Annotated in this window: 17 protein-coding genes; 12 read left to right on the top strand and 5 right to left on the bottom strand. The window is 73.7% G+C overall.

Annotated features, from left to right (window positions below):
* Positions 1 to 3: 3 nt before the first annotated feature.
* The gene (locus ACYBSK_RS19950; RefSeq protein ID WP_457478521.1) at positions 4 to 669 is read right to left on the bottom strand and encodes a TetR/AcrR family transcriptional regulator; all 666 of its coding nucleotides are present in this window, start codon (positions 667 to 669) and stop codon (positions 4 to 6) included.
* A gap of 139 nt (positions 670 to 808) precedes the next feature.
* On the opposite strand from ACYBSK_RS19950, the gene ACYBSK_RS19945 reads away from it, so the two are divergent.
* Both ACYBSK_RS19945 and ACYBSK_RS19940 read left to right on the top strand, forming a co-directional pair.
* Positions 809 to 1,711 carry a shikimate dehydrogenase gene (locus tag ACYBSK_RS19945; RefSeq protein WP_460242703.1) on the top strand — a complete coding sequence of 301 codons (903 nt, stop codon included), beginning with the start codon at positions 809 to 811 and terminating at the stop codon, positions 1,709 to 1,711.
* A gap of 138 nt (positions 1,712 to 1,849) precedes the next feature.
* Positions 1,850 to 3,658, top strand: coding sequence for a TIM barrel protein (locus tag ACYBSK_RS19940; RefSeq protein WP_460242702.1), 1,809 nt, complete (start codon positions 1,850 to 1,852; stop codon positions 3,656 to 3,658).
* Here the strand turns inward: ACYBSK_RS19940 and ACYBSK_RS19935 are convergent.
* Positions 3,655 to 4,239, bottom strand: coding sequence for a DinB family protein (locus tag ACYBSK_RS19935; RefSeq protein WP_457478518.1), 585 nt, complete (start codon positions 4,237 to 4,239; stop codon positions 3,655 to 3,657). The genes ACYBSK_RS19940 and ACYBSK_RS19935 overlap by 4 nt on opposite strands.
* Before the next feature lie 82 nt (positions 4,240 to 4,321).
* Here ACYBSK_RS19935 and glsA point away from each other — a divergent pair, with 82 nt between their 5' ends.
* A complete protein-coding gene (glsA, locus tag ACYBSK_RS19930) occupies positions 4,322 to 6,220 on the top strand; it encodes a glutaminase A (protein WP_460242700.1) in 1,899 nt (632 codons plus the stop codon).
* Positions 6,221 to 6,242: 22 nt separating this feature from the next.
* Here the strand turns inward: glsA and ACYBSK_RS19925 are convergent, their stop codons facing one another.
* Positions 6,243 to 6,962 (bottom strand): GntR family transcriptional regulator, encoded by a 720-nt coding sequence (locus tag ACYBSK_RS19925; protein WP_460242699.1) that lies wholly within the window; start codon positions 6,960 to 6,962, stop codon positions 6,243 to 6,245.
* Between the two features lie 169 nt (positions 6,963 to 7,131).
* Here ACYBSK_RS19925 and ACYBSK_RS19920 point away from each other — a divergent pair, with 169 nt between their 5' ends.
* The 8 genes from ACYBSK_RS19920 to ACYBSK_RS19885 all read left to right on the top strand — a co-directional run bounded on the left by ACYBSK_RS19920 (position 7,132) and on the right by ACYBSK_RS19885 (position 16,153).
* Positions 7,132 to 8,151 carry a BMP family ABC transporter substrate-binding protein gene (locus tag ACYBSK_RS19920; protein WP_457478515.1) on the top strand — a complete coding sequence of 340 codons (1,020 nt, stop codon included), beginning with the start codon at positions 7,132 to 7,134 and terminating at the stop codon, positions 8,149 to 8,151.
* Positions 8,148 to 9,716, top strand: a complete 1,569-nt coding sequence (locus tag ACYBSK_RS19915) for an ABC transporter ATP-binding protein (protein WP_460242698.1) — start codon at positions 8,148 to 8,150, stop codon at positions 9,714 to 9,716. The genes ACYBSK_RS19920 and ACYBSK_RS19915 overlap by 4 nt, the downstream gene beginning before the upstream one ends.
* A 193-nt stretch (positions 9,717 to 9,909) precedes the next feature.
* Positions 9,910 to 11,052 carry an ABC transporter permease gene (locus tag ACYBSK_RS19910; RefSeq protein WP_460242697.1) on the top strand — a complete coding sequence of 381 codons (1,143 nt, stop codon included), beginning with the start codon at positions 9,910 to 9,912 and terminating at the stop codon, positions 11,050 to 11,052.
* Positions 11,049 to 11,972, top strand: a complete 924-nt coding sequence (locus tag ACYBSK_RS19905) for an ABC transporter permease (protein WP_457478512.1) — start codon at positions 11,049 to 11,051, stop codon at positions 11,970 to 11,972. Before ACYBSK_RS19910 ends, ACYBSK_RS19905 begins: the two co-directional genes overlap by 4 nt.
* Positions 11,973 to 12,023: 51 nt before the next feature.
* Positions 12,024 to 13,019: an ornithine cyclodeaminase family protein gene (locus tag ACYBSK_RS19900; protein WP_460242696.1), complete on the top strand. Its 996-nt coding sequence runs from the start codon at positions 12,024 to 12,026 to the stop codon at positions 13,017 to 13,019.
* Positions 13,020 to 13,061: 42 nt separating this feature from the next.
* Positions 13,062 to 14,279 carry a 4-hydroxybenzoate 3-monooxygenase gene (locus tag ACYBSK_RS19895; protein WP_457478510.1) on the top strand — a complete coding sequence of 406 codons (1,218 nt, stop codon included), beginning with the start codon at positions 13,062 to 13,064 and terminating at the stop codon, positions 14,277 to 14,279.
* A gap of 90 nt (positions 14,280 to 14,369) precedes the next feature.
* Positions 14,370 to 14,615: a hypothetical protein gene (locus tag ACYBSK_RS19890; RefSeq protein WP_457478509.1), complete on the top strand. Its 246-nt coding sequence runs from the start codon at positions 14,370 to 14,372 to the stop codon at positions 14,613 to 14,615.
* Entirely contained in the window at positions 14,612 to 16,153 is a 1,542-nt protein-coding gene (locus ACYBSK_RS19885) for a helix-turn-helix domain-containing protein (protein ID WP_457478508.1), read from the top strand. The genes ACYBSK_RS19890 and ACYBSK_RS19885 overlap by 4 nt, the downstream gene beginning before the upstream one ends.
* A 4-nt stretch (positions 16,154 to 16,157) precedes the next feature.
* Here the strand turns inward: ACYBSK_RS19885 and ACYBSK_RS19880 are convergent, their stop codons facing one another.
* Together ACYBSK_RS19880 and ACYBSK_RS19875 are read right to left on the bottom strand one after the other, a co-directional pair.
* Entirely contained in the window at positions 16,158 to 16,907 is a 750-nt protein-coding gene (locus tag ACYBSK_RS19880; protein WP_457481803.1) for a dienelactone hydrolase family protein, read from the bottom strand.
* Positions 16,908 to 16,997: 90 nt separating this feature from the next.
* Entirely contained in the window at positions 16,998 to 17,513 is a 516-nt protein-coding gene (locus tag ACYBSK_RS19875; RefSeq protein WP_457478507.1) for a hypothetical protein, read from the bottom strand.
* A gap of 299 nt (positions 17,514 to 17,812) precedes the next feature.
* On the opposite strand from ACYBSK_RS19875, the gene ACYBSK_RS19870 reads away from it, so the two are divergent.
* Positions 17,813 to 18,487: a DUF4232 domain-containing protein gene (locus ACYBSK_RS19870; protein WP_460242695.1), complete on the top strand. Its 675-nt coding sequence runs from the start codon at positions 17,813 to 17,815 to the stop codon at positions 18,485 to 18,487.
* The last annotated feature ends 2 nt before the right edge of the window (positions 18,488 to 18,489 follow it).

Below are 18,489 nucleotides of genomic sequence, written 5' to 3'. Positions count from 1 at the left end.
CGGCTAGCGTTCGCCGCCGGCTGTCGTGAGGTACGCGATCACCATGTCGCCCAGCATCGTCCGGTAGTGCTCGCGGCGGTCCCGCGCCGTCAGATCGCGGCCGAACAGGGCGCCGAACGTGTGCCGGTTGGAGACGCGGAAGAAGCAGAACGAACTGATCATCGCGTGCAGGTCGACCGCGTCCACGTCCGCCGTGAACACGCCGTCGGCGCGGCCCGCCTCCAGGATCCGGCGGATCACGTCGATCGCGGGCGAGTTGAGCGAGCCGATCGTCTCGGACGCGGTGATGTGCTCGGCGTCGTGGATGTTCTCGATGCTCACGAGCCGGATGAAGTCCGGGTGCTGCTCGTGGTGGTCGAAGGTCAGCTCGGCGAGCCGGCGGATCGCGGCGACCGGGTCGAGATGCTCGACGTCCAGGTCGCGCTCGGCGTGCCGGATCACGGCGTAGGCGCTCTCCAGGACGGCCGTGAACAGCTGCTCCTTGCCGCCGAAGTAGTAGTAGATCATCCGCTTCGTGGTGCGGGTGCGGGCCGCGATCTCGTCCACCCGGGCGCCCGTGTACCCGGCACGCGCGAACTCCTCCGTGGCGACCTTGAGGATCTCGGCCTTGGTGCGGGCCGCGTCGCGGATGCGTCCCGCGCGGCGCGCCGGCTCTTCGACAGTGGTCATCTGGATCCTTCGGGCAAGGCGGGAAGGGGCGAGTGCTGCCTGCGATTGTAGGAGCCAGGGGTTCCCAGGGGAGCGTCCGGCTTGATATGAGTAACGAACCAGTTCGTACATTAGGTTTGCGCTCGGCCAGGAGGACCCCGTGCCCCAGGACTCTTATCTCGTCGGTCTGATCGGCGAGGGCATCGGGCCCTCGCTCTCCCCGGCCCTGCACGAGCGGGAGGCCGACCGGCAGGGGCTGCGGTACCTGTACCGGCGCCTGGACATCGCCGAACTCGGCGTACCGGCCGAGAACGTCGGGGAGTTGCTGCGGGCCGCCCGCACCGTCGGCTTCGACGGGCTGAACATCACGCACCCCTGCAAACAGCTCGTCATCGAGCACCTCGACGAGCTGTCGCCGCAGGCCGCCGCCCTCGGCGCGGTCAACACCGTGGTGTTCCGCGACGGCCGGACCACCGGGCACAACACCGACGTCACCGGGTTCGCCGCCTCCTTCGCGCGCGGGCTGCCCGAGGCCCGTATGGAGCGCGTCGTCCAGCTCGGCGCCGGGGGAGCGGGCGCCGCCGTCGCGCACGCCGTGCTCACGCTCGGGGCGGGCCGGATCGTCCTCGTCGACGCGCTGCCCGAGCGCGCCGCCGACCTCGCGGCCTCCCTCAACCGGCACTTCGGCGCGGACCGCGCCCTGCCCGCGGGCCCCGAACAGCTCGCCGCGCACCTGGCCGGAGCCGACGGTATCGTGCACGCCACCCCCACCGGCATGGCCGCCCACCCCGGCCTCCCGTTCCCCGCCGAGCTGCTGCACCCCGGCCTGTGGGTCGCCGAGGTCGTCTACCGGCCGCTGGAGACCGAACTCGTGCGCACCGCCCGCGACCTGGGCTGCGCCGTCCTCGACGGCGGCGGCATGGCCGTCTTCCAGGCCGTCGACGCGTTCCGCCTCTTCACCGGGCGCGAGCCGGACGCCACCCGGATGCTCGCCCACTTCGCCGAACTGGCGGGCGCGGAGGAGGCGCTTCGAGCAGCAACATCGAGCCCCGGCACCGATTGAACAGATCAAGCCCCTGCGGCGATTGAGCAGCCGTATGAAGCCCCTGCGGCGATTGAGCAGCGGGGTACGGGGCAGAGCCCCGATCCTTTCAACCCCCGCCGCCGGCCCCGCCAACCCGCCCCCTCCGGAAGGAGCACCGTGCGCACCTCCATCGCCACCGTCTCGCTCAGTGGATCACTCACCGAGAAGCTCACCGCCGCCGCCCGCGCGGGCTTCGACGGCGTCGAGATCTTCGAGAACGACCTCCTCGCCAGCCCCCTGAGCCCCGAGGAGATCCGCGACCGCTGCGCCGACCTCGGCCTGAGCATCGACCTGTACCAGCCGATGCGCGACATGGAAGCCGTCCTCGAGGACGTCTTCGCCCAGAACCTGCGGCGCGCCGAGCACAAGTTCCGGCTGATGCGCCGCCTCGGCACCGACACCGTGCTCGTCTGCTCCAGCGTCTCGCCGCTCTCCGTCGGCGACGACGCCCTCGCCGCCGACCAGCTGCGCCGACTCGCCGAGCGGGCGGACGACTTCGGGGTCCGCGTCGCCTACGAGGCGCTGGCCTGGGGGCGGCACGTCAACACCTACGACCACGCCTGGCGCCTCGTCGAGGCCGCCGACCACCCGGCGCTCGGCACCTGCCTCGACAGCTTCCACATCCTCGCCCGGGGCACCGAGGGCAAGGACCTCGAAGGCATCGAGGACATTCCCGGCGACAAGATCTTCTTCCTCCAGCTCGCCGACGCCCCGCTCCTCGACATGGACGTCCTGCGGTGGAGCCGCCACTACCGGTGCTTCCCCGGCCAGGGCGACCTCGACGTCGCCGGTCTGCTGCGGCACGTCCTGCGCGCCGGATACCGGGGACCGCTCTCCCTGGAGATCTTCAACGACGTGTTCCGGCAGGCCGAGGCCGGCCCCGCCGCCGTCGACGCGCTGCGTTCACTGCTCGCCCTCCAGGAGACGGTCGGCCTGAAGGACGTGGCGGCCGACGGCGGACTGCCCGCCCCCGTCGTCCCCACGGGCGTCGCCTTCACCGAACTCGTCACCCCCGACGTCGCCCCGGCCGCCGCCCTCCTCGCCGCACTCGGCTTCACCCGCACCGGCCGCCACCGCGGAAAGCCCGTCGACCTGTGGGAACAGGGCGAGGCCCGCGTGCTGCTCAACACCGGACCCGCCGCCCGCCGCGACGGCACCGTCCTCGCCGCCGTCGGCCTGGAGTCCCCCGGCCCGGCCGCCGCCGCCCGCCGCGCCGAGGCGCTGCTCGCCCCCGTCCTGCCGCGCCGCCGCGGCACCGGCGACGTCCTCCTGGACGCGGTCGCCGCGCCCGACGGCACGGAACTCTTCTTCTGCGCCACCGACCGCCCCGAACTCCCCAGCTGGATCCGGGACTTCGAGCCGACGGGGGAGCGGCCCGCCGAGACCGACGTCCGGGGCGTGGACCACCTCCAGCTCACCCAGCCCTGGCACCAGTTCGACGAGGCCGCCCTGTTCCACCGCAGCGTCCTCGGCCTCCAGCCGCAGGCCAGCATCGACGTCGCCGACCCGTACGGCCTGCTGCGCAGCCGCGCCGTCTCCACCGCCGACGGCGCCGTACGCATCGCGCTCGGCGCGGGCCCCGGCCCCGGCGAGGACCAGGACAGGGCCCAGCACATCGCCCTCGCCACCGACGACGTCGTCGCGGCCGCGCGCCGCTTCCGCGCGGCGGGCGGCGAACTGCTGCCGATGCCGGGCAACTACTACGACGATCTCGCCGCGCGCTTCGCGTTCGAACCCGGCGAGCTGGAGACGTACCAGGAACTCGGCATCCTCTACGACCGCGACGCCCACGGCACCTTCCGCCACTGCTACACCCGCACCGTGGGCCGCGTCTTCTTCGAACTCGCCCAGCGCGAGAACGGCTACCAGGGGTACGGGGCGCAGAACGCGCCGGTGCGACTGGCCGCGCAGCACGCCCCGAGCTAGGGCCGGTCCCTGGTCCCGAGGGCGATCTCCTCCAGACGGGCGTGGTGCCGCTCCCACTGAAGGTCCGGCAGGCTGTCGTTGTCCTGCCGGTAGCCCACCAGGCCGTCCAGGCCCTCGCGCAGGATGTCGGCCTGGCCCGCGTGCCGCTGCGTGTCCGACAGGACGCGTACGAGGACGTGGTGGAGGGTGACCTCGGCCCGCTCCTCGGGCCACCACGGCACCCTGCCGACCGTGTCCAGGGACAGCTCCCGCACCGACGCGTCGGTCAGCGCCCACGCCCGGCGGTAGCGCTCGACGATCTCCTCGCGGGACTCGTCGGCGGCCGCGTACATGTCGGCGTTCTCGTCCTCGCCGTCCTTGAAGTCGGGCAGCGGCTCCCCGTGCTCCCGCCCGAAGGTGTCGCAGAGATAGCCCAGCTCCACACCCGCCAGGTGCTTGAGCAGACCCAGCAGATTGGTTCCCGTAGGTGTGAGCGGGCGCCGCGCGTCGTACTCGGAGAGTCCGTCGAGCTTCCACAGCAGGGCGTCTCGGGCGTCCTGGAGGTATCGCAGGAGATCGTTCTTGTGATCGGTTTCGGTCATGCGGTCACTCTGCTGCCTCGGAAGGGCGCGGACCAGAGGTTTCGACGAGCAGCCACCTGACCGATGGGTTTCGATGGACACGATGAGCGACATGGACGAGACGGCGCACAGGCCGGGCGCGCGCGGCGGGCCGGACCTGTGGTTCGCGCAGGAAGCGCGCGACTTCGGGGAAGCGCGGGAGGACGGGGCCGCCCCGAGACCCGGGGCGGATCCGCTGACCGCGCTCCTCGACGGGGTACGGCTGCGGCTGCGCGACCTCACCGACGGGGAGCCCGCCTCCTACATCCCCGAACTCGGACGCGTCGACCCGAGGCTGTTCGGGCTCAGCCTGTGCACCCTCGACGGGCAGGTGTACGGCAGCGGGGACACGGCCGTGCCGTTCACCGCGCAGTCCGTGTCCAAGCCGTTCGTGTTCGCGCTCGCGCTCGCCGACCACGGCCTGGAGAACGTCCTGGCGCGGGTCGGCGCCGAGCCGAGCGGGGAGGCGTTCAACTCCATCCGCCTGGACCCCGGCACGGGCCGCCCGCCCAACCCCATGGTCAACGCCGGTGCCATCGTGACCAGTTCACTCGTCGCGGGCGACACCCCGCAGGACCGCTTCGGGCGCATCCTCGACGGGCTCGGCGCGTTCGCCGGCCGCCGGCTCGACGTCGACGAGGCCGTGTACGCCTCCGAGTGCGCCACCGGCGACCGCAACCGCGCCCTCGCCTACCTCATGCACAACGCGGGCTCCCTCACCGGCGACGTCGAAGCCGAACTCGCCGTCTACTTCCGCCAGTGCTCCGTCCTCGTCACCTGCGACGACCTCGCCGTGATGCACGCGACCCTCGCGGGCGGCGGCATCAACCCCGTCACCGGGGAACGCGTCGTCGCCACCCGGCACGCCCAGCACGTCCTCGCCGTCATGGCCACCTGCGGCATGTACGACGCGTCGGGGCAGTGGATGCTGCGGGTCGGGATGCCCGCCAAGAGCGGGGTGTCCGGCGCGATCGGCGTCGCCCTGCCGGGCCAGTTCGGCATCGGCGTGTTCAGCCCGCCGCTGGAGGAGAAGGGCAACAGCGTGCGCGGTATCGCCGCCTGCCACCTGATCTCCGACCAGTTCGGCCTGCACCTGATGCGCGCCACGTCCCCCGAGCGCCGCCCGCTGCCGCCCCGCTCCCTGCACTCCACCCCGCTGCGCTCCCTGCGGCACCGCACCCGCGCCCAGCGGGCCGCCCTCGACGAGCGCCAGGAGCGGATCCGCGTGCACGTCCTCCAGGGCGACCTCGACTTCGCGACCGCCGAGCAGACCCTGCGCGCCGCGCTCGAACTCCCGGACGCCGTCGGCTGGTTCGTGCTCGACCTCACCCGCGTCGGCCGCATCGAACCCGTCGCCGCCGACCTGTTGCGCGGCCTCGCCGACGAACTGCGCTCGCGCGACCTGCGGATGGTGCTCGCCGACCCGGACGAACGCCAGGCGATGACCCGCGCCACCGACGAGTTCCCCGACCTCGGCCGCGCCCTGGAGGCCTGCGAGGACGAACTCCTCACCGGCCTCGGCCTCGACCCGGAGCGCCCCGTGCCGCTCGCCGACTGCGACCTGTTCGGCACCGCCGACCCCGGGCTGCGCGCCGCCCTCTCCGACGCCTTCGACACCCTCGACCTCGCGGCCGGCGAGTCCGTGGAGCCGCCGCGCGCCCGCCCCCTCGACCGCATCGTCCTGTGGTACGTGGAGTCGGGCCGCCTCGCCGTGTGCGCCGACGCCGCCGACACGGTGACGACGAGCCGTACCTGGTCGGCGGGGCCCGGCGCGGCCCTCACGCCCGCCGACTTCCCGCCCCGCCGCACGCGCAAGGTCCTCGCCGAACGCGACACCCGCTGCCGCACCCTCACCGCCGCCGGCCTCCGCCGCCTGCGCCACCGCGTCCCCGAAGCGGTGGCCTTCCTGGAGCGGGCGCCCCTGGAGGGCGCGGAGACGGTGGACCGCGGGGACGCCGGCTAGAACTTATGCGGGGCAGCGGACGTTACGAACCGCGGCGCCGCCTGCGCGCCGCGACCGCCTGGGGGTCGATCTCCGGGTGGGACCAGCGTTCGGCGAGGGCGAGGGACTCGGCGCGGCCGTCGGAGACGTGATCGAGCGCCAGGGCCGCCGCACGGTCCGCGTCGCCGGACGCGATCGCCGCGTACAGCTCCTCGTGCTCGGCGCACTGCCGCGCCGGATCGCGCTGCGCGGTGAGCCGGAACAGCCAGTGCGTGCGCGCCTCCAAGGGCCGCATCATGCTGGTGAGGAGCGGGTTCGCCGCCAACTCCACGATGTCCGTGTGGAATCCGGCGTTCGCCGCGGCGATCGACGCCCGGTCCCGCTCCCGCGTCGCGGCCCGCGCGGCGTCCAGGCGCGCCCGCAACCGCGCCAGCCCGGCCGCGTCCGACCGCTCGGCCGCGAGCCGCGCCGCCAGTGACTCCAGGGATTCCCGTACGTCGAACAGATCGCGTACGTCGGCCGGGGTGAACGGCGCCACCAGCGCGCCCCGGTGCGGCACGAGCAGCACCAGGCCGTCCGCCTCCAGACGGCGCAGCGCCTCGCGCAGGGGGATGCGGGAGACGTCCAGCTCCGCCGCGAGGTCGCGCTCCACCAGCCGCTGGCCGGGCTGGAGTTCGGCCTCCAGGATCCGCCGCCGCAACGTGTCGTACGCACGCTCGCGCAGCGAACCGCGTCCCGCGCCCGCCGGCTGTGCCGCTGTCACCAAGGGTTTCCTCCGCTCCGATGCCGCTCTCACAGTAAGCGGAGGCGCGGCGCGCGTGCTTACTGCTAACCGGGCGCTAACACGCGGGCAACACACGGCTCCCAGACTGAGGGCGCGTAACGGTATACCACTAACGGGCTCGCGGGCCCCTCCCTCTGGAGGCATCTCAGTGGCACTCACCCACCCACGTCGTACGGGCGCCGTCGCCGCCGGTCTCGGTCTCGTCCTGCTCACCGGCTGCGGCGGTGCCTCGTCCGCGCAAGGCGGCGGCGCGGGCTCCGGTTCCGGCTCGGGCGACCTGAAGGTCGGCGTCCTGTTCCCGGGCTCGCTGTCCGACGACGGGTTCATGGAGTCCGCGTACCGCGGCTATCAGCGCGCCGCGAAGCAGCACAAGGGAAAGGTGGCGTTCAGCAAGGTCGAGCAGGTGCAGGCCGCCGACTACGAGCAGGCGCTGGTCCGCTTCGCCACCACCTCCGACCTCGTCATCTCGCTCGGCGGCCAGACCGACGCCGACGTGCGCAAGGTCGCCGCCCGCTTCCCGAAGGTGAAGTTCGCCGAGATCGGCGGCCCCGCCGACGGCAAGCCCACGGCGAACCTCGCCCTGTACGACCCGCAGCAGGCGGAGGCGGCCTACCTGTCCGGCGCCGCCGCCGCGCTGCTGTCGAAGAAGCAGAAGGTCGGCTTCGTCGGCGGCGCCGAACTGCCCGCCATCGTCAACGCGGCCAAGGAGTTCGAGAATGGCGCCAAGGCCGCCGACCCCGACGTGAAGATCCTCGCGCCGCAGTACGTCGGCGACTTCAACGACGCCGCCAAGGCCAAGCAGACCGCCCTCGCGAACTACGGCGCGGGCGCCGACGTCCTCGGCCAGGTCCTCAACCTCGGCCACAAGGGCCTCGCCCAGGCCGCGAAGAGCCGCGGCACCACCCTCATCGGCGGCCCCGTCGCCCACGAGTGCGGCGCCGACACGGCGTACGCCGGATACGTCGAGACCGACATCGGCGCCGAGATAGAGTACGCCACCGACCAGTTGGTGGCGGGGAGTTGGAAGGCGAAAGCCGTCCACTTCGGCCTCACCTTCGACGAGCCGCACAACGACATCGTGCTGTGCGGCGACACCGACCCGGCCGTCACGAAGAAGCTCGACGACCTGAAGTCGAAGATCACGTCCGGAAAGATCACCACCCGATGACCGCGGCACCCGCACTGGAGATCACCGGCCTCACCAAGTCCTACGGCGGCATGCGGGCACTGGACGACGTCGACCTCGTCGTCGAGGCCGGAACCGTGCACTGCGTCCTCGGCGAGAACGGCGCCGGCAAGTCCACCCTGTGCCACGCCGTCGGCGGCTCACTCACCCCCGACACCGGCCTGATCCGCCTGTACGGGCAGGAGTACGCGCCGCGCCGCCCCGCCGACGCCCTCGCCGCCGGCGTCGCGATGGTGCACCAGCACTTCAGCCTCGTGGCGACCCTCACCGTCGGGGAGAACCTGCGGCTGCTGCGGCTGCCCGACCTCGACCGGCGCCTCGCCCGGGTCCGGGACGAGTACGGACTCCACCTCGAACTCGACGCGGTGGTCGCGGAGCTGCCCGTGGGCGTGCGCCAGCGCGTCGAGATCGTGAAGGCGCTGCTGCGCGAGCCCCGGCTGCTCGTCCTCGACGAACCGACCGGCGTCCTCGGCCCCGCCGAGACCGACGCGCTGCTCGCCACGTGCCGCCGCATCGCCGACGCCGGACACGCCGTCGTCCTCGTCACGCACAAACTCGGCGAGGCCGCACGGGCGGGCGACGCCGCGACGGTGCTGCGCGGCGGCCGCGTCGCGGGCGGCGGGCGCCTCGCCGAACTCCCGGCCGAACGCCTCGTCCCGCTGATGATCGGCCGCGCCGCCGAAACCCTCGACGCGTCGCTCGCGGGCGCCGTCGGCCTCGGCGCCCCGACCCCCGGCACCCCGGACGAGCGCGCCACGGCACCGGCCGGCTCGGCCCTGCGCCTGCGCGACGTCACGGTGCGCCGCCCCGACGGCACCCACGCCCTCGACGGCGTCGACCTCGACATCGGGCTCGGCGAGATCGTCGGCATCGCCGGGGTCGAGGGCAACGGACAGAGCGAACTCATGGCCGTCCTCGGCGGCTCGCGCACTCCGGAACGGGGCCGCGTGGAGATCGGCGGCCGTGACCTCACCGGGGCCGGGCCCGCGCCCCGTACCCGCGCCGGACTCGGCGTCGTCCCGGAGGACCGGCACCACGAGGGCTGCGTCCCGCGGCTGTCCGTCGCGGAGAACCTGCACCTCGGACGCCTGCACCGATTCCGCAAGTACCGCGTCCTCCTGGACCGGCAGGCCCTGGCCCGGGACACGGCCGCCACCCTCGCCGAGCACTCCGTGCGCGCCGACGGACCGCACGCGCCGATGGCGTCCCTGTCCGGCGGAAACCAGCAAAAGGTCGTCCTCGCCCGGGAGTTGGCGCTCGACCCGCTCGTCTGCCTCGCCGCGGCGCAGCCCACGCGCGGCCTCGACATCGGCGCCGTCGACGCCGTGCACACCCGCATCCGCGCCGCTGCCACGCGCGGCGCCGGAGTCCTCGTCGTCTCCGCCGAACTCGACGAACTCCTCGCCCTGTGCGACCGCGTCCTCGTCGCCTACCGGGGCCGTCTGCTCGGCCCCGTCGACCCGCGCGAGCCCGCGGCCAGGGAGCGGATCGGCGAGCTGATGGTGGGTGCGGACGCGAGGAGCGTGGGCGTGGGCGCGGGGGCCTGACACCGCCGCGCGCCGTCCCGGGGGTCGCCGGGCCTCGCCCGGCCGGACGTGATCCCCGTACCGCCTCCGGCGTGCCGCCGTCGCGGTCTCCCGACGGCCCGCGCGTCCCGCACCGCCAGACCCGCACCGCCCCCTTACAGCGCCACACCCGCACCCTCCACCCCTCCGGACCCCGACCCGCACAAGGACCGCCATGCCCGTGCCCCTCACCACCACCTCCCCGCCCCCGGCGGCCCCGCCGCCCTCCGCCGTCCAAGCCCGGCCCGACCGCCCGGCGGCCCGGTTGCGGGCCCTGACCCGGCACCCCGTCTCCGTCGCCGCGCTCGCCGGACTCCTCGCGCTCGGCGTGGGTCTGCTGCTCGTCGTGGGCGCGGGCGCCGACCCGGCCGTCGCCTGGTCCGCCCTCCAGGAAGGCATGTTCGGCTCGTCGTACGCCATCGGCAGCTCCCTCAACTCCGCCGCCGTGCTCGCGCTCATCGCCACCGGGTTCACCGTCGCCCACCGCGCGGGACTCGTGAACGTCGGCGGGGAGGGGCAGTTGTGCGCGGGCGGGGCCGCGGCCGCCGCCACCGGGCTCGCCCTCCCGGCGGGGACACCGGGCGCCCTCGGTGTGCCGCTGGTCCTCGTCGCCGGGTTCCTCGGCGGCGCCGCCTGGGCGGGCATCGCCGCCTGGCTCAAGGTGCGGCGCGGCACCAGCGAGGTGATCACCACACTGCTGCTGAACTTCGTCGGCATCGGCCTGGTCTCCGTCGCCGTCCACGAGGAGGCCCTGCTGCGCCAGCCCGTCACCTCGTCGGAGACGCTGCCCCAGTCCGCTCCGCTGCCCGCGGGCGCCCAACTGCCCCTGATCGGCGGGACCGAGTCACCCGCCACGGCCGTCGTGATCGTCGCCGCCGTCCTCGCCGTGGCCACGGCCGTCGTGCTGCGGCACACGGCGGTGGGCCTGCGCCTCACCGCCGTGGGACACTCGCCCGCCGCGTCGGCCCGCCTCGGCCTGCCCGTGGGCCGCCTCGAAGGCGGCGGACTCGCCTACGCCGGAGGGCTCGCGGGCGTCGCCGGCGCCTGTCTCGTCGCCACCGCCCCGTACGTCCTCGCCGAACACTTCTCCTCCGGCTACGGGTTCTCGGGGCTCGTCGTCGGCCTCCTCGCCCGCGGCTCCTTCGTCGCCGTCGCCGCCGCGAGCCTCCTCTTCGGCTTCCTCACCAGCGGCGGCATCAACCTCCAACTCGCTGCGCAGGTACCGGCGTCGACCGTGCAGATCGTGCAGAGCGTGCTCGTCCTGTTCACCGCCGCCGCCATGCTCGTCACCCACCGCCGCACCAGGAGCACCTCATGAGCGCCGTCGTCGACGAACTCGCCTCCGGTGGCGTCCGGATGGCGCTGCCGCTGCTGCTCGCCTCCGCCGGAGAACTCCTCAGCGAACGCGCCGGCGTCCTGAACCTCTCCGTCGAAGGCATGATGCTCACCGGAGCCTTCGCGGGCGCCGCCGGAGCGTACGCCTCCGGCAGCGCGGGCGTCGGCGTGCTGACCGCGCTCGTCGCGGGCCTGCTCTTCGCCGCGCTCCAGGCCCTGCTCAGCGTCACCCTGCGCGCCGACCAGATCGTCACCGGCATCACCGCCAACGCGCTCGCCCTCGGCGCCACCACGTACGGCGCCCGGCTGCTGTTCGGCGACGGACGGCAGGGCGCCCTGCCCGGCTTCGAGCCGCTGCCCGTCCCCGGCCTGCACGCCATCCCCGTCCTCGGCCCCGCCCTCTTCGAACAGACGCTCCTCGGCTACGCGGCCCTCGCCGTCACCGCCGTCCTCGCCGTCGCCCTCAGTCGCCGCACGACGTGGGGGCTCGCCGTCGACGCGGTGGGGGAGGACGCCGCGACCGCGGACCGCTGCGGGCTGCCCGTCCGCACGATCCGGTACGCGACCGTGCTGCTCACCGGCGTCACCTCCGGTCTCGCCGGTGCCCACCTGGCCCTCGCCGAGGTGCACGCCTTCAGCGACAACATCACCGGAGGCATCGGCTATCTCGCGGTCGTCGCCGTGATCGCCGGACGCTGGCGGGCCTGGCCGACGCTGCTCGCCTGCCTCGCCTTCGGCCTCGCCCAGTCCCTCCAGTTCGCGGCCCCCGCCCTCGGCCTGCACTTGTCCGCGCCGCTGCTCACCACCCTTCCGTACGTGTTCGCGCTCCTCGCGGTGAGCGGACTCGTGGGCCGCAGCCGCGCCCCCTCGGGCCTCACCACCCCGTTCGTACGCGGCGCTTGACCGCCCGGCACCCGCATCCGTGCCCGCACCCCACCCAGGAGAACCCGCACCATGACCCTGATTCTCACCCGCTCCACCATCCGCACCCTGCTGGCCGACCGGGTCGACGCGGTGGAGACGGCCGTGGCGCGCGCCCACAGCGACCTCGCGCTGCGCCGCGCCGCACTGCCCGCGCCGCCCGCCATGCGACTGCCCGGCGGCGAGGGGGCGTTCGTGGCGATGGCGGCCCTCTCCGCGACGGACCGGCTCGCCACCGTGAAACTCCTCGCCGACCTCCCCGGCAACCGCGCCGCCGGCCTGCCCGTGCAGCGCTCGGCCGTCCTCGCCGTCGACGCGGACACCGGCGCCTGCGCGGCCCTCCTCGACGGCGCCGAACTCACCCGCGTCCGCACCGCCGCCGCCACCGCCGTCGCCACCCGCGCCCTGGCCCGGGACGACGTGCGCACCCTCGGTCTCATCGGCACCGGCCCCCTCGCCCGCGCGCACGCCCGCGCCCTGCTGCCCGGACGCCCCTACGAGCACGTCGCCTTGTGGGGGCGCACCCCCGAGCGCGCCCACGCCCTCGCCGCCTGGATCACCGCCGAACTCGACGTCCCCGCAAAGGTGTTGGACGACCCGCGCGCCGTGACGGAGGCCGCCGACGTGCTGTGCACCCTCACCCCGTCCCGCGAACCCGTGGTCCGCGGTGCCTGGCTGCGGCCGGGCCAGCACATCAACGCCGTCGGCGCCCCGCCCCGGCCCGACCACCGCGAACTCGACACCGAGGCCGTCGTCCGCAGCCGTGTCGTCGTCGACGCCTACGACACGGCCCGCGCCAAGTCGGGCGAGGTCCTCCTCCCGCTCGCCGAAGGCGCCCTGGGCGAGGACGACTTCCGCACCGAACTGGGCGACGTCCTCACCGGCCGGGCCCCGGGCCGCACCGCCGACACCGACCTGACCCTGTTCAACTCCGTGGGCGTGGGCCTCCAGGACCTGGCCGTCGCGCGCATGCTCATCGACCTGGCGACACAGCGGGGGCTGGGCGTCCCGGTCGACCTCGGCGCCTGACCCGTCGCGGCCCGCGCCGTCCCGCGCGCCATAATGAGCCGCATGACGGAGATGCCGCCTCTCAACACCCTTGCGCAGCAACGGACTTCGGTGGTGATCGTCGGTGCGGGCCCCGCCGGTCTCACCGTCGCCACCGTCCTGCGGGACGCCGGGGTCGACTGCGTGGTCCTGGAGTGCGAGACCCGCACCTTCATCGAGCGGCGACCGCGCGCCGGGGTCATCGAGGAGTGGGCGGTGCGCGCCCTGGACCGGCGCGGACTCGCCGCCAACCTGCTGGGGCGTGCGGAGCGGCACACGGCGTGCGAGTTCCGCTTCGAGGGCGAGCGGCACCGCTTCCGCTACACCGAGCTGACCGGGCACCACCACTTCGTCTACCCGCAGCCGCTGCTCGTCACCGACCTGGTGCGCGAGTACGCGGACGTACGCGGCGGCGACATCCGCTTCGCCGTCGAGGACGTACGCCTCCACGACCTGGAGACCGAGTCCCCCTCGGTCTCGTACACCTGTGGGGAGACCGGTCAGCGGCACGTGCTGCGCTGCGCGTTCGTCGCCGGGTGCGACGGGGCCCGCGGGGTGACGCGGGACGCGCTGCCGGCCGACCGGGTCCGGGTCGCTCGGCACGACTACGGCATCGGCTGGCTGGCCCTGCTCGCCGAGGCCCCGCCGTCCGCGGACTGCGTGCTGTTCGGCATGCATGCGGAGGGGTTCGCCGGGCAGATGCCCCGCAGCCCCGACGTCACCCGCTACTACCTCCAGTGCCCGCCCGGCGACGACCCGGAGGCCTGGTCGCACGAGCGCGTGTGGACACAGCTGCGCCGCCGTCTCGGCGCGGCGGGCGCCGCACCGCTCGTCGAGGGCGAGCTGATCGAGAAGCGCGTCCTCGACATGCACGACTACGTCACCGAACCCATGACCTACGGCCGCCTCTTCCTCGCCGGGGACGCCGCCCATCTCGTCGCGCCCATCGCGGCCAAAGGGCTCAACCTCGCGCTGCACGACGCGTTCCTCCTCGCGGACGCGCTCGTGAAGGGGCAGGCGGGCGACCGGCGGGGGCTGGAGGAGTACGGGGCGGCGTGCCTGCGGCGCGTGTGGGACTACCAGGAGTTCTCGCAGTGGCTGTCGGAGGTGTACCACGGCGCGTCGTTCGGCGATCCCTTCCGTACGGGCACGACCCTCGCCCGGCTGCGCCGCCTGTTCACGTCGGGGGCGGCGGCGACCGCGTTCGCGGAGCAGTACCTCGGGGCCGCCGAGCGGTACTGAACGGCGGCCCGTAAGCAGAACGCGCGACACGCCGGATTCGGTGACGGTCACGGAATCCGTGCCCGGTGCCGAACATGGCACAATCGCGGGGTGTCGGATCAGGATGTCGAGCGTGAACTCGCCGAAGCGGTGGCCGCTCTGCGAACCGCGGAGGAGCGCGTCGTGGCGGCGTTGCGTGTGTATCTGAGCCGGGACCCGGTCACCGGCCGACCCGTGCACGGCCGCATCGGTCGGGCGGCCCGGCTCACCGGATGGGGCGAGCAGCGGGTCAAGGAGGCCGCCGTCCCGGCCCTCGCCGAGCGGCGCCGCGCCAAGCGGAAGGCGAACGGCGCATGAGCGACTTCGACGCCATCGACTCCCTGCTGGCCTCCGTCACCCCCGAGGCCGAACTCCCCGCCCCGGACGTCCGGCGCGAGCTGCGCGAGTCGGCCCGCCTGACGAAGACGCAGGTGGCACGGGCGCTCGGGGTGAACCCGTCGACGCTCGCCGGCTGGGAGGCCGGGCGCGACCCGGCGGGGGAGACCCGCGCCAAGTACGCGTACTTCCTCGACGGCCTCGCCGCCAGACTCGCGGAGCACGAGGACGCGGAGCGGCAGGACGCGGCCGCCGCTCCCGAGACCGGCACGGAGCCCGACGCCACGCCGGACACCGCCGCCCCGCAGGGCGAGGACGACGTGGAGGCGCTCGCCGCGCCCGAGCCGTGCGTGCTGTGCGGCGAACCCGCCCGCCAGCGCGTCGCGGGCTTCGCCCAGCACCTCGACCCGACGGAGTGCGGCGCGGCGCCCCCCGCACCGCAACCGGCGTCCGCACCGGAGCCCGCGCCCGTACGGGAGTCGACCCCGGCGCCGCCGCCCCGCGCCGCCGCATCCGAACGTTCCCGCCCCCAGCGCCGCACCACCCCCACCCGCCGCGCCTTCCAGTCGGCGAGCGAGCCGTCCGACACCATCGGCCGGACGGTGCGCGCCGTGCTCGCCGAGCACGAGGGCGACGTGGACGCGGCGACCGCAGCGCTGATCAAGCGCGCCATCCCGGACGCCATGGCGCTCCTCGACGAGACCCGCAAGGGCGCCCGCTACGACGTCGTCGCCTACCCGTGGATGCCGGACATCCTGAAGAAGCGGACCGCCCGCGGCGCGGACGAGATCTGGGAGGCCCGCCCGAAGTGGACGCGGTCCGAACTGCCGCCCGGTGAGCACGAGGTGACCGCGCTCGACATCAACGGCGCCTACCTGTCGGCCCTCAAGACGCATCTGCCGATCGGACAGCTGGAGCACTCCACGGGCTTCGGCCACGACCGGCGCCGCGCCGGCGTCCACCTGATCACGCCGCCGCACTGGGACCACGGGGCGGACCTGCCGAACCCCATCGGACAGCGCGACGAACCGGGCCCGCTGTGGGTGACCGAGCCGACACTGCGGCTGCTGCAACGCCTGTCGGGCCCCAAGTACGGACTGTGCGAGCCGCCCGAGATCCACGAGTCGTACACCTCGGGCGCGACGGAGAACCTTCTGGAGAAGTTCCGCACGGCGCTCAAGGACGCACGGGACGCGGCCATCGCCGACGAGGACGAGGTGACCCTGGAGTACGTGAAGGCCATGTACTCCAAGTTCGTCGCCACCATGGGGGAGTCGAACTACAACCGGGACCTGTACCGCCCCGACTGGATGCACCTCATTCGCTCGCAGGCCTTCGCCAACCTGTGGATGAAGGCGCTCAAGGCCCACGAGGAGGGCCTCACGGTCGTCCGCGCGATGGGCACGGACGAGCTCCACGTCATCGGGGACTGGCGGCGGGTCTTCCCCGAGGGGCGCGGCGTCACCGAGGTCAAGGTCAAGGACGTCTACTCGGCGGGCGCCGCGCCGGACGGGGAGTAGCGGCTCAGCCGGCCCGCAGGGCGGCGTCGAGGAGCGGCAGCAGCCGGTCCCAGTGCCGCTTCAGGCCCTCCGCGTCGAAGGCGCTGGTGTCGGCCATGGTGAAACCGTGGACCGTACCGGCGTACAGCTCGATGTCGTGCTCGACGCCCGCCGACGCGAAGGACGCGTTCAGTTCGGCGACGGCCTCCGGCGTCAGGTCGCCCTCGGCGAGACCGAGGTGGACGCGGGCGGCGACCCGGCCTGCGCTGCGGTGCGCGCTGTCGGGGGCGTCGGTCACCAGCATGCCGGGGTGGAATCCGGCGACGGCCGCGACCTTGTCGGGGTGGGCGGCGGCGGTGCGCAGCGCCAGCGCGGCGCCCATGCAGTAGCCGGTCACCCCGATGGGGCCGTCGGCGACCTCGGGCTGGGCGGTGAGGAAGTCGACGTAGGCGGCGGCGTCGCGCAGGGCCCGCTCGGAGGTGTGCTCCTCGAGCAGCGGCATCAGCCTGGCGAAGATCTCCGGCCGGTTCTCGGCGCCGATGTGCTCGGGGAGTTCGACGACGGGTGTGGCGCCGCGCCGGTAGTAGACGTTGGGGACGAGCACGTAGTAGCCGTGCCCGGCCAGTTCCCGGGCCAGCTCCTCGATCACGGGGCGCACACCGAAGGCGTCCATGTAGAGGAGTACGCCGGGATGCCGGTCGCCGTCGTCGGGAAACGCGGCGAAGGCGTCCGCCCGGCCGTCCGGGGTGGGAATGTGCACGGTCTTGCTGGCGATGACGGATCACCCTTCCTGGGCCGACTGATACTGGTGCACAGTACAGTTACCGGCCGTCGCGGTCGCCGTCGCGGTCGCCTGTGCGGGCCTTCAGTTGCTGTGCCGCTTGCTCGCCCAGAAGACGGCGCGGGCCGCTCTTATCCGCTCGGCCTGGCGGGCGGGGTCGAGAGCCGACCGCAGGGCGGCGCGCAGGAGTTCGGGATCGGCGAGCCTGCCGCTGCCGTCCGGCGGTGTGCGCCACAGGAACGAGTGGTGGCGCACACCCGTGATGGCGTCGGCGTCCGGGGAGGGCATGGCCAGGTCCTCGCCGGCGGTGAGCATCCGGACGTCCTCGGTCTCCGGCCAGGCCGGTGCGGGCGCCACCGCGTCGGCGCGGGCCAGGATGTAGAAGACCGGGCGCGGCTTGGCGTGCTCCTCCAGCACCGGCACGGCCGCCGCCTCCTCGCCCAGCTCCCACAGCACCGTCAGACCGAGCGGCTGTTGCACGCGCAACGCGTCCCAGGTGCGGCCGGCGGGAAGCCTCGCCAGGAACGGCGACTGCTCCCACGCGGCATATGCCTCGCTCGGCTGTCGATGGCAGGAGGCCAACCACTGCGCTCCGTCCATTGGGCGACCATACGTCAACTCGCGTGTCTGGTCAGCGGATTCGTCAATCCTGGGTGACTCGCCGGTAGAGGTTCGGTCGAGACCGCCGTGACGGGCCCGGACTTTCCGCCTGGCACATGCCGGGGTGTGCCCCCGGGAACATCCGCGTTCGCAGGGGGCCGACGGAAGGAGGGCGCCGGGCAACGGGCAAGTGATGAAGGGGTGTTGAGGGGAACGGGATCTGTGTTTCGGGCATCCCAGTGAGGAACGAGCGACCGGATCAGTGAGCAACCGGATCAGTGAGTGATCGGAGAGGTCTCATGCGCGTTCGGAAACTGTCCTTCATCGCCGTCGCTCTGTCCGCGGGGCTTTCGCTGACCGCCTGTCAGGGTGCTGCCGGACCGGACGGCACCGCGGGCGACGCGGCGCCTTCAAAGGAGCGGAGCTCCGCGCCCGCGAGCCCGGACCGGGAGACGTCCGCGGCCGCCGCGAGCTCCGACCCCGCCCCCGACCCCGGAGCCGACGGCGACGGCGCGACCGCATCCGCCGAGCCCGCCGCCACACGGCCGACCGGCGGTCCCGTCAGCGCCAAGGGCGGCGGCACCGCCACCTGTACGACCGCCTGGCTCGGCATCAGCAGCTCGCACGGCATGGGCGAAGGCGTCCTCAACGTGAACCTCAAGAACAACGGGTCCGAGCCCTGCGCCCTCAAGGGCTTCGCGGGCGTCGACCTGACGGGCGCGGACGGCACCGTCAGCGCCGACCGCAAACCGATCGCCCCGCGACTGGTGACCGTACAGCAGGGCGAGGAGACGCACTTCGCGCTGTACTACCCGTTCAAGGGTTCGGGCGGCAGCGGTGTGACGTACACGACGATGGTCGTCACGCCGCCCAACGAGACGCACTCCAAGAGGCTGTCGGTGGTCGTCGACGTCCCGGTCACCGACGGGTCGGGGCCGGGTGTCCGGATCGACCCCGTCGGCTACGGGAAGTGATC

The sequence above is a fragment of the Streptomyces sp. BYX5S genome (assembly GCF_054724165.1).
This window is presented reverse-complemented; position numbering and strand designations above follow the sequence as displayed.

Excerpts from the sequence above, each read along its gene's own strand:
- ACYBSK_RS19950 (WP_457478521.1), bottom strand. The coding sequence starts at position 669 with ATGACCACTGTCGAAGAGCCGGCGCGCCGCGCGGGACGCATCCGCGAC.
- ACYBSK_RS19935 (WP_457478518.1), bottom strand. The coding sequence starts at position 4,239 with ATGACCGAAACCGATCACAAGAACGATCTCCTGCGATACCTCCAGGAC.
- glsA (WP_460242700.1), top strand. The coding sequence starts at position 4,322 with ATGAGCGACATGGACGAGACGGCGCACAGGCCGGGCGCGCGCGGCGGG.
- ACYBSK_RS19915 (WP_460242698.1), top strand. The coding sequence starts at position 8,148 with ATGACCGCGGCACCCGCACTGGAGATCACCGGCCTCACCAAGTCCTAC.
- ACYBSK_RS19910 (WP_460242697.1), top strand. The coding sequence starts at position 9,910 with ATGCCCGTGCCCCTCACCACCACCTCCCCGCCCCCGGCGGCCCCGCCG.
- ACYBSK_RS19905 (WP_457478512.1), top strand. The coding sequence starts at position 11,049 with ATGAGCGCCGTCGTCGACGAACTCGCCTCCGGTGGCGTCCGGATGGCG.
- ACYBSK_RS19900 (WP_460242696.1), top strand. The coding sequence starts at position 12,024 with ATGACCCTGATTCTCACCCGCTCCACCATCCGCACCCTGCTGGCCGAC.
- ACYBSK_RS19895 (WP_457478510.1), top strand. The coding sequence starts at position 13,062 with ATGACGGAGATGCCGCCTCTCAACACCCTTGCGCAGCAACGGACTTCG.
- ACYBSK_RS19885 (WP_457478508.1), top strand. The coding sequence starts at position 14,612 with ATGAGCGACTTCGACGCCATCGACTCCCTGCTGGCCTCCGTCACCCCC.
- ACYBSK_RS19875 (WP_457478507.1), bottom strand. The coding sequence starts at position 17,513 with ATGGACGGAGCGCAGTGGTTGGCCTCCTGCCATCGACAGCCGAGCGAG.
- ACYBSK_RS19870 (WP_460242695.1), top strand. The coding sequence starts at position 17,813 with ATGCGCGTTCGGAAACTGTCCTTCATCGCCGTCGCTCTGTCCGCGGGG.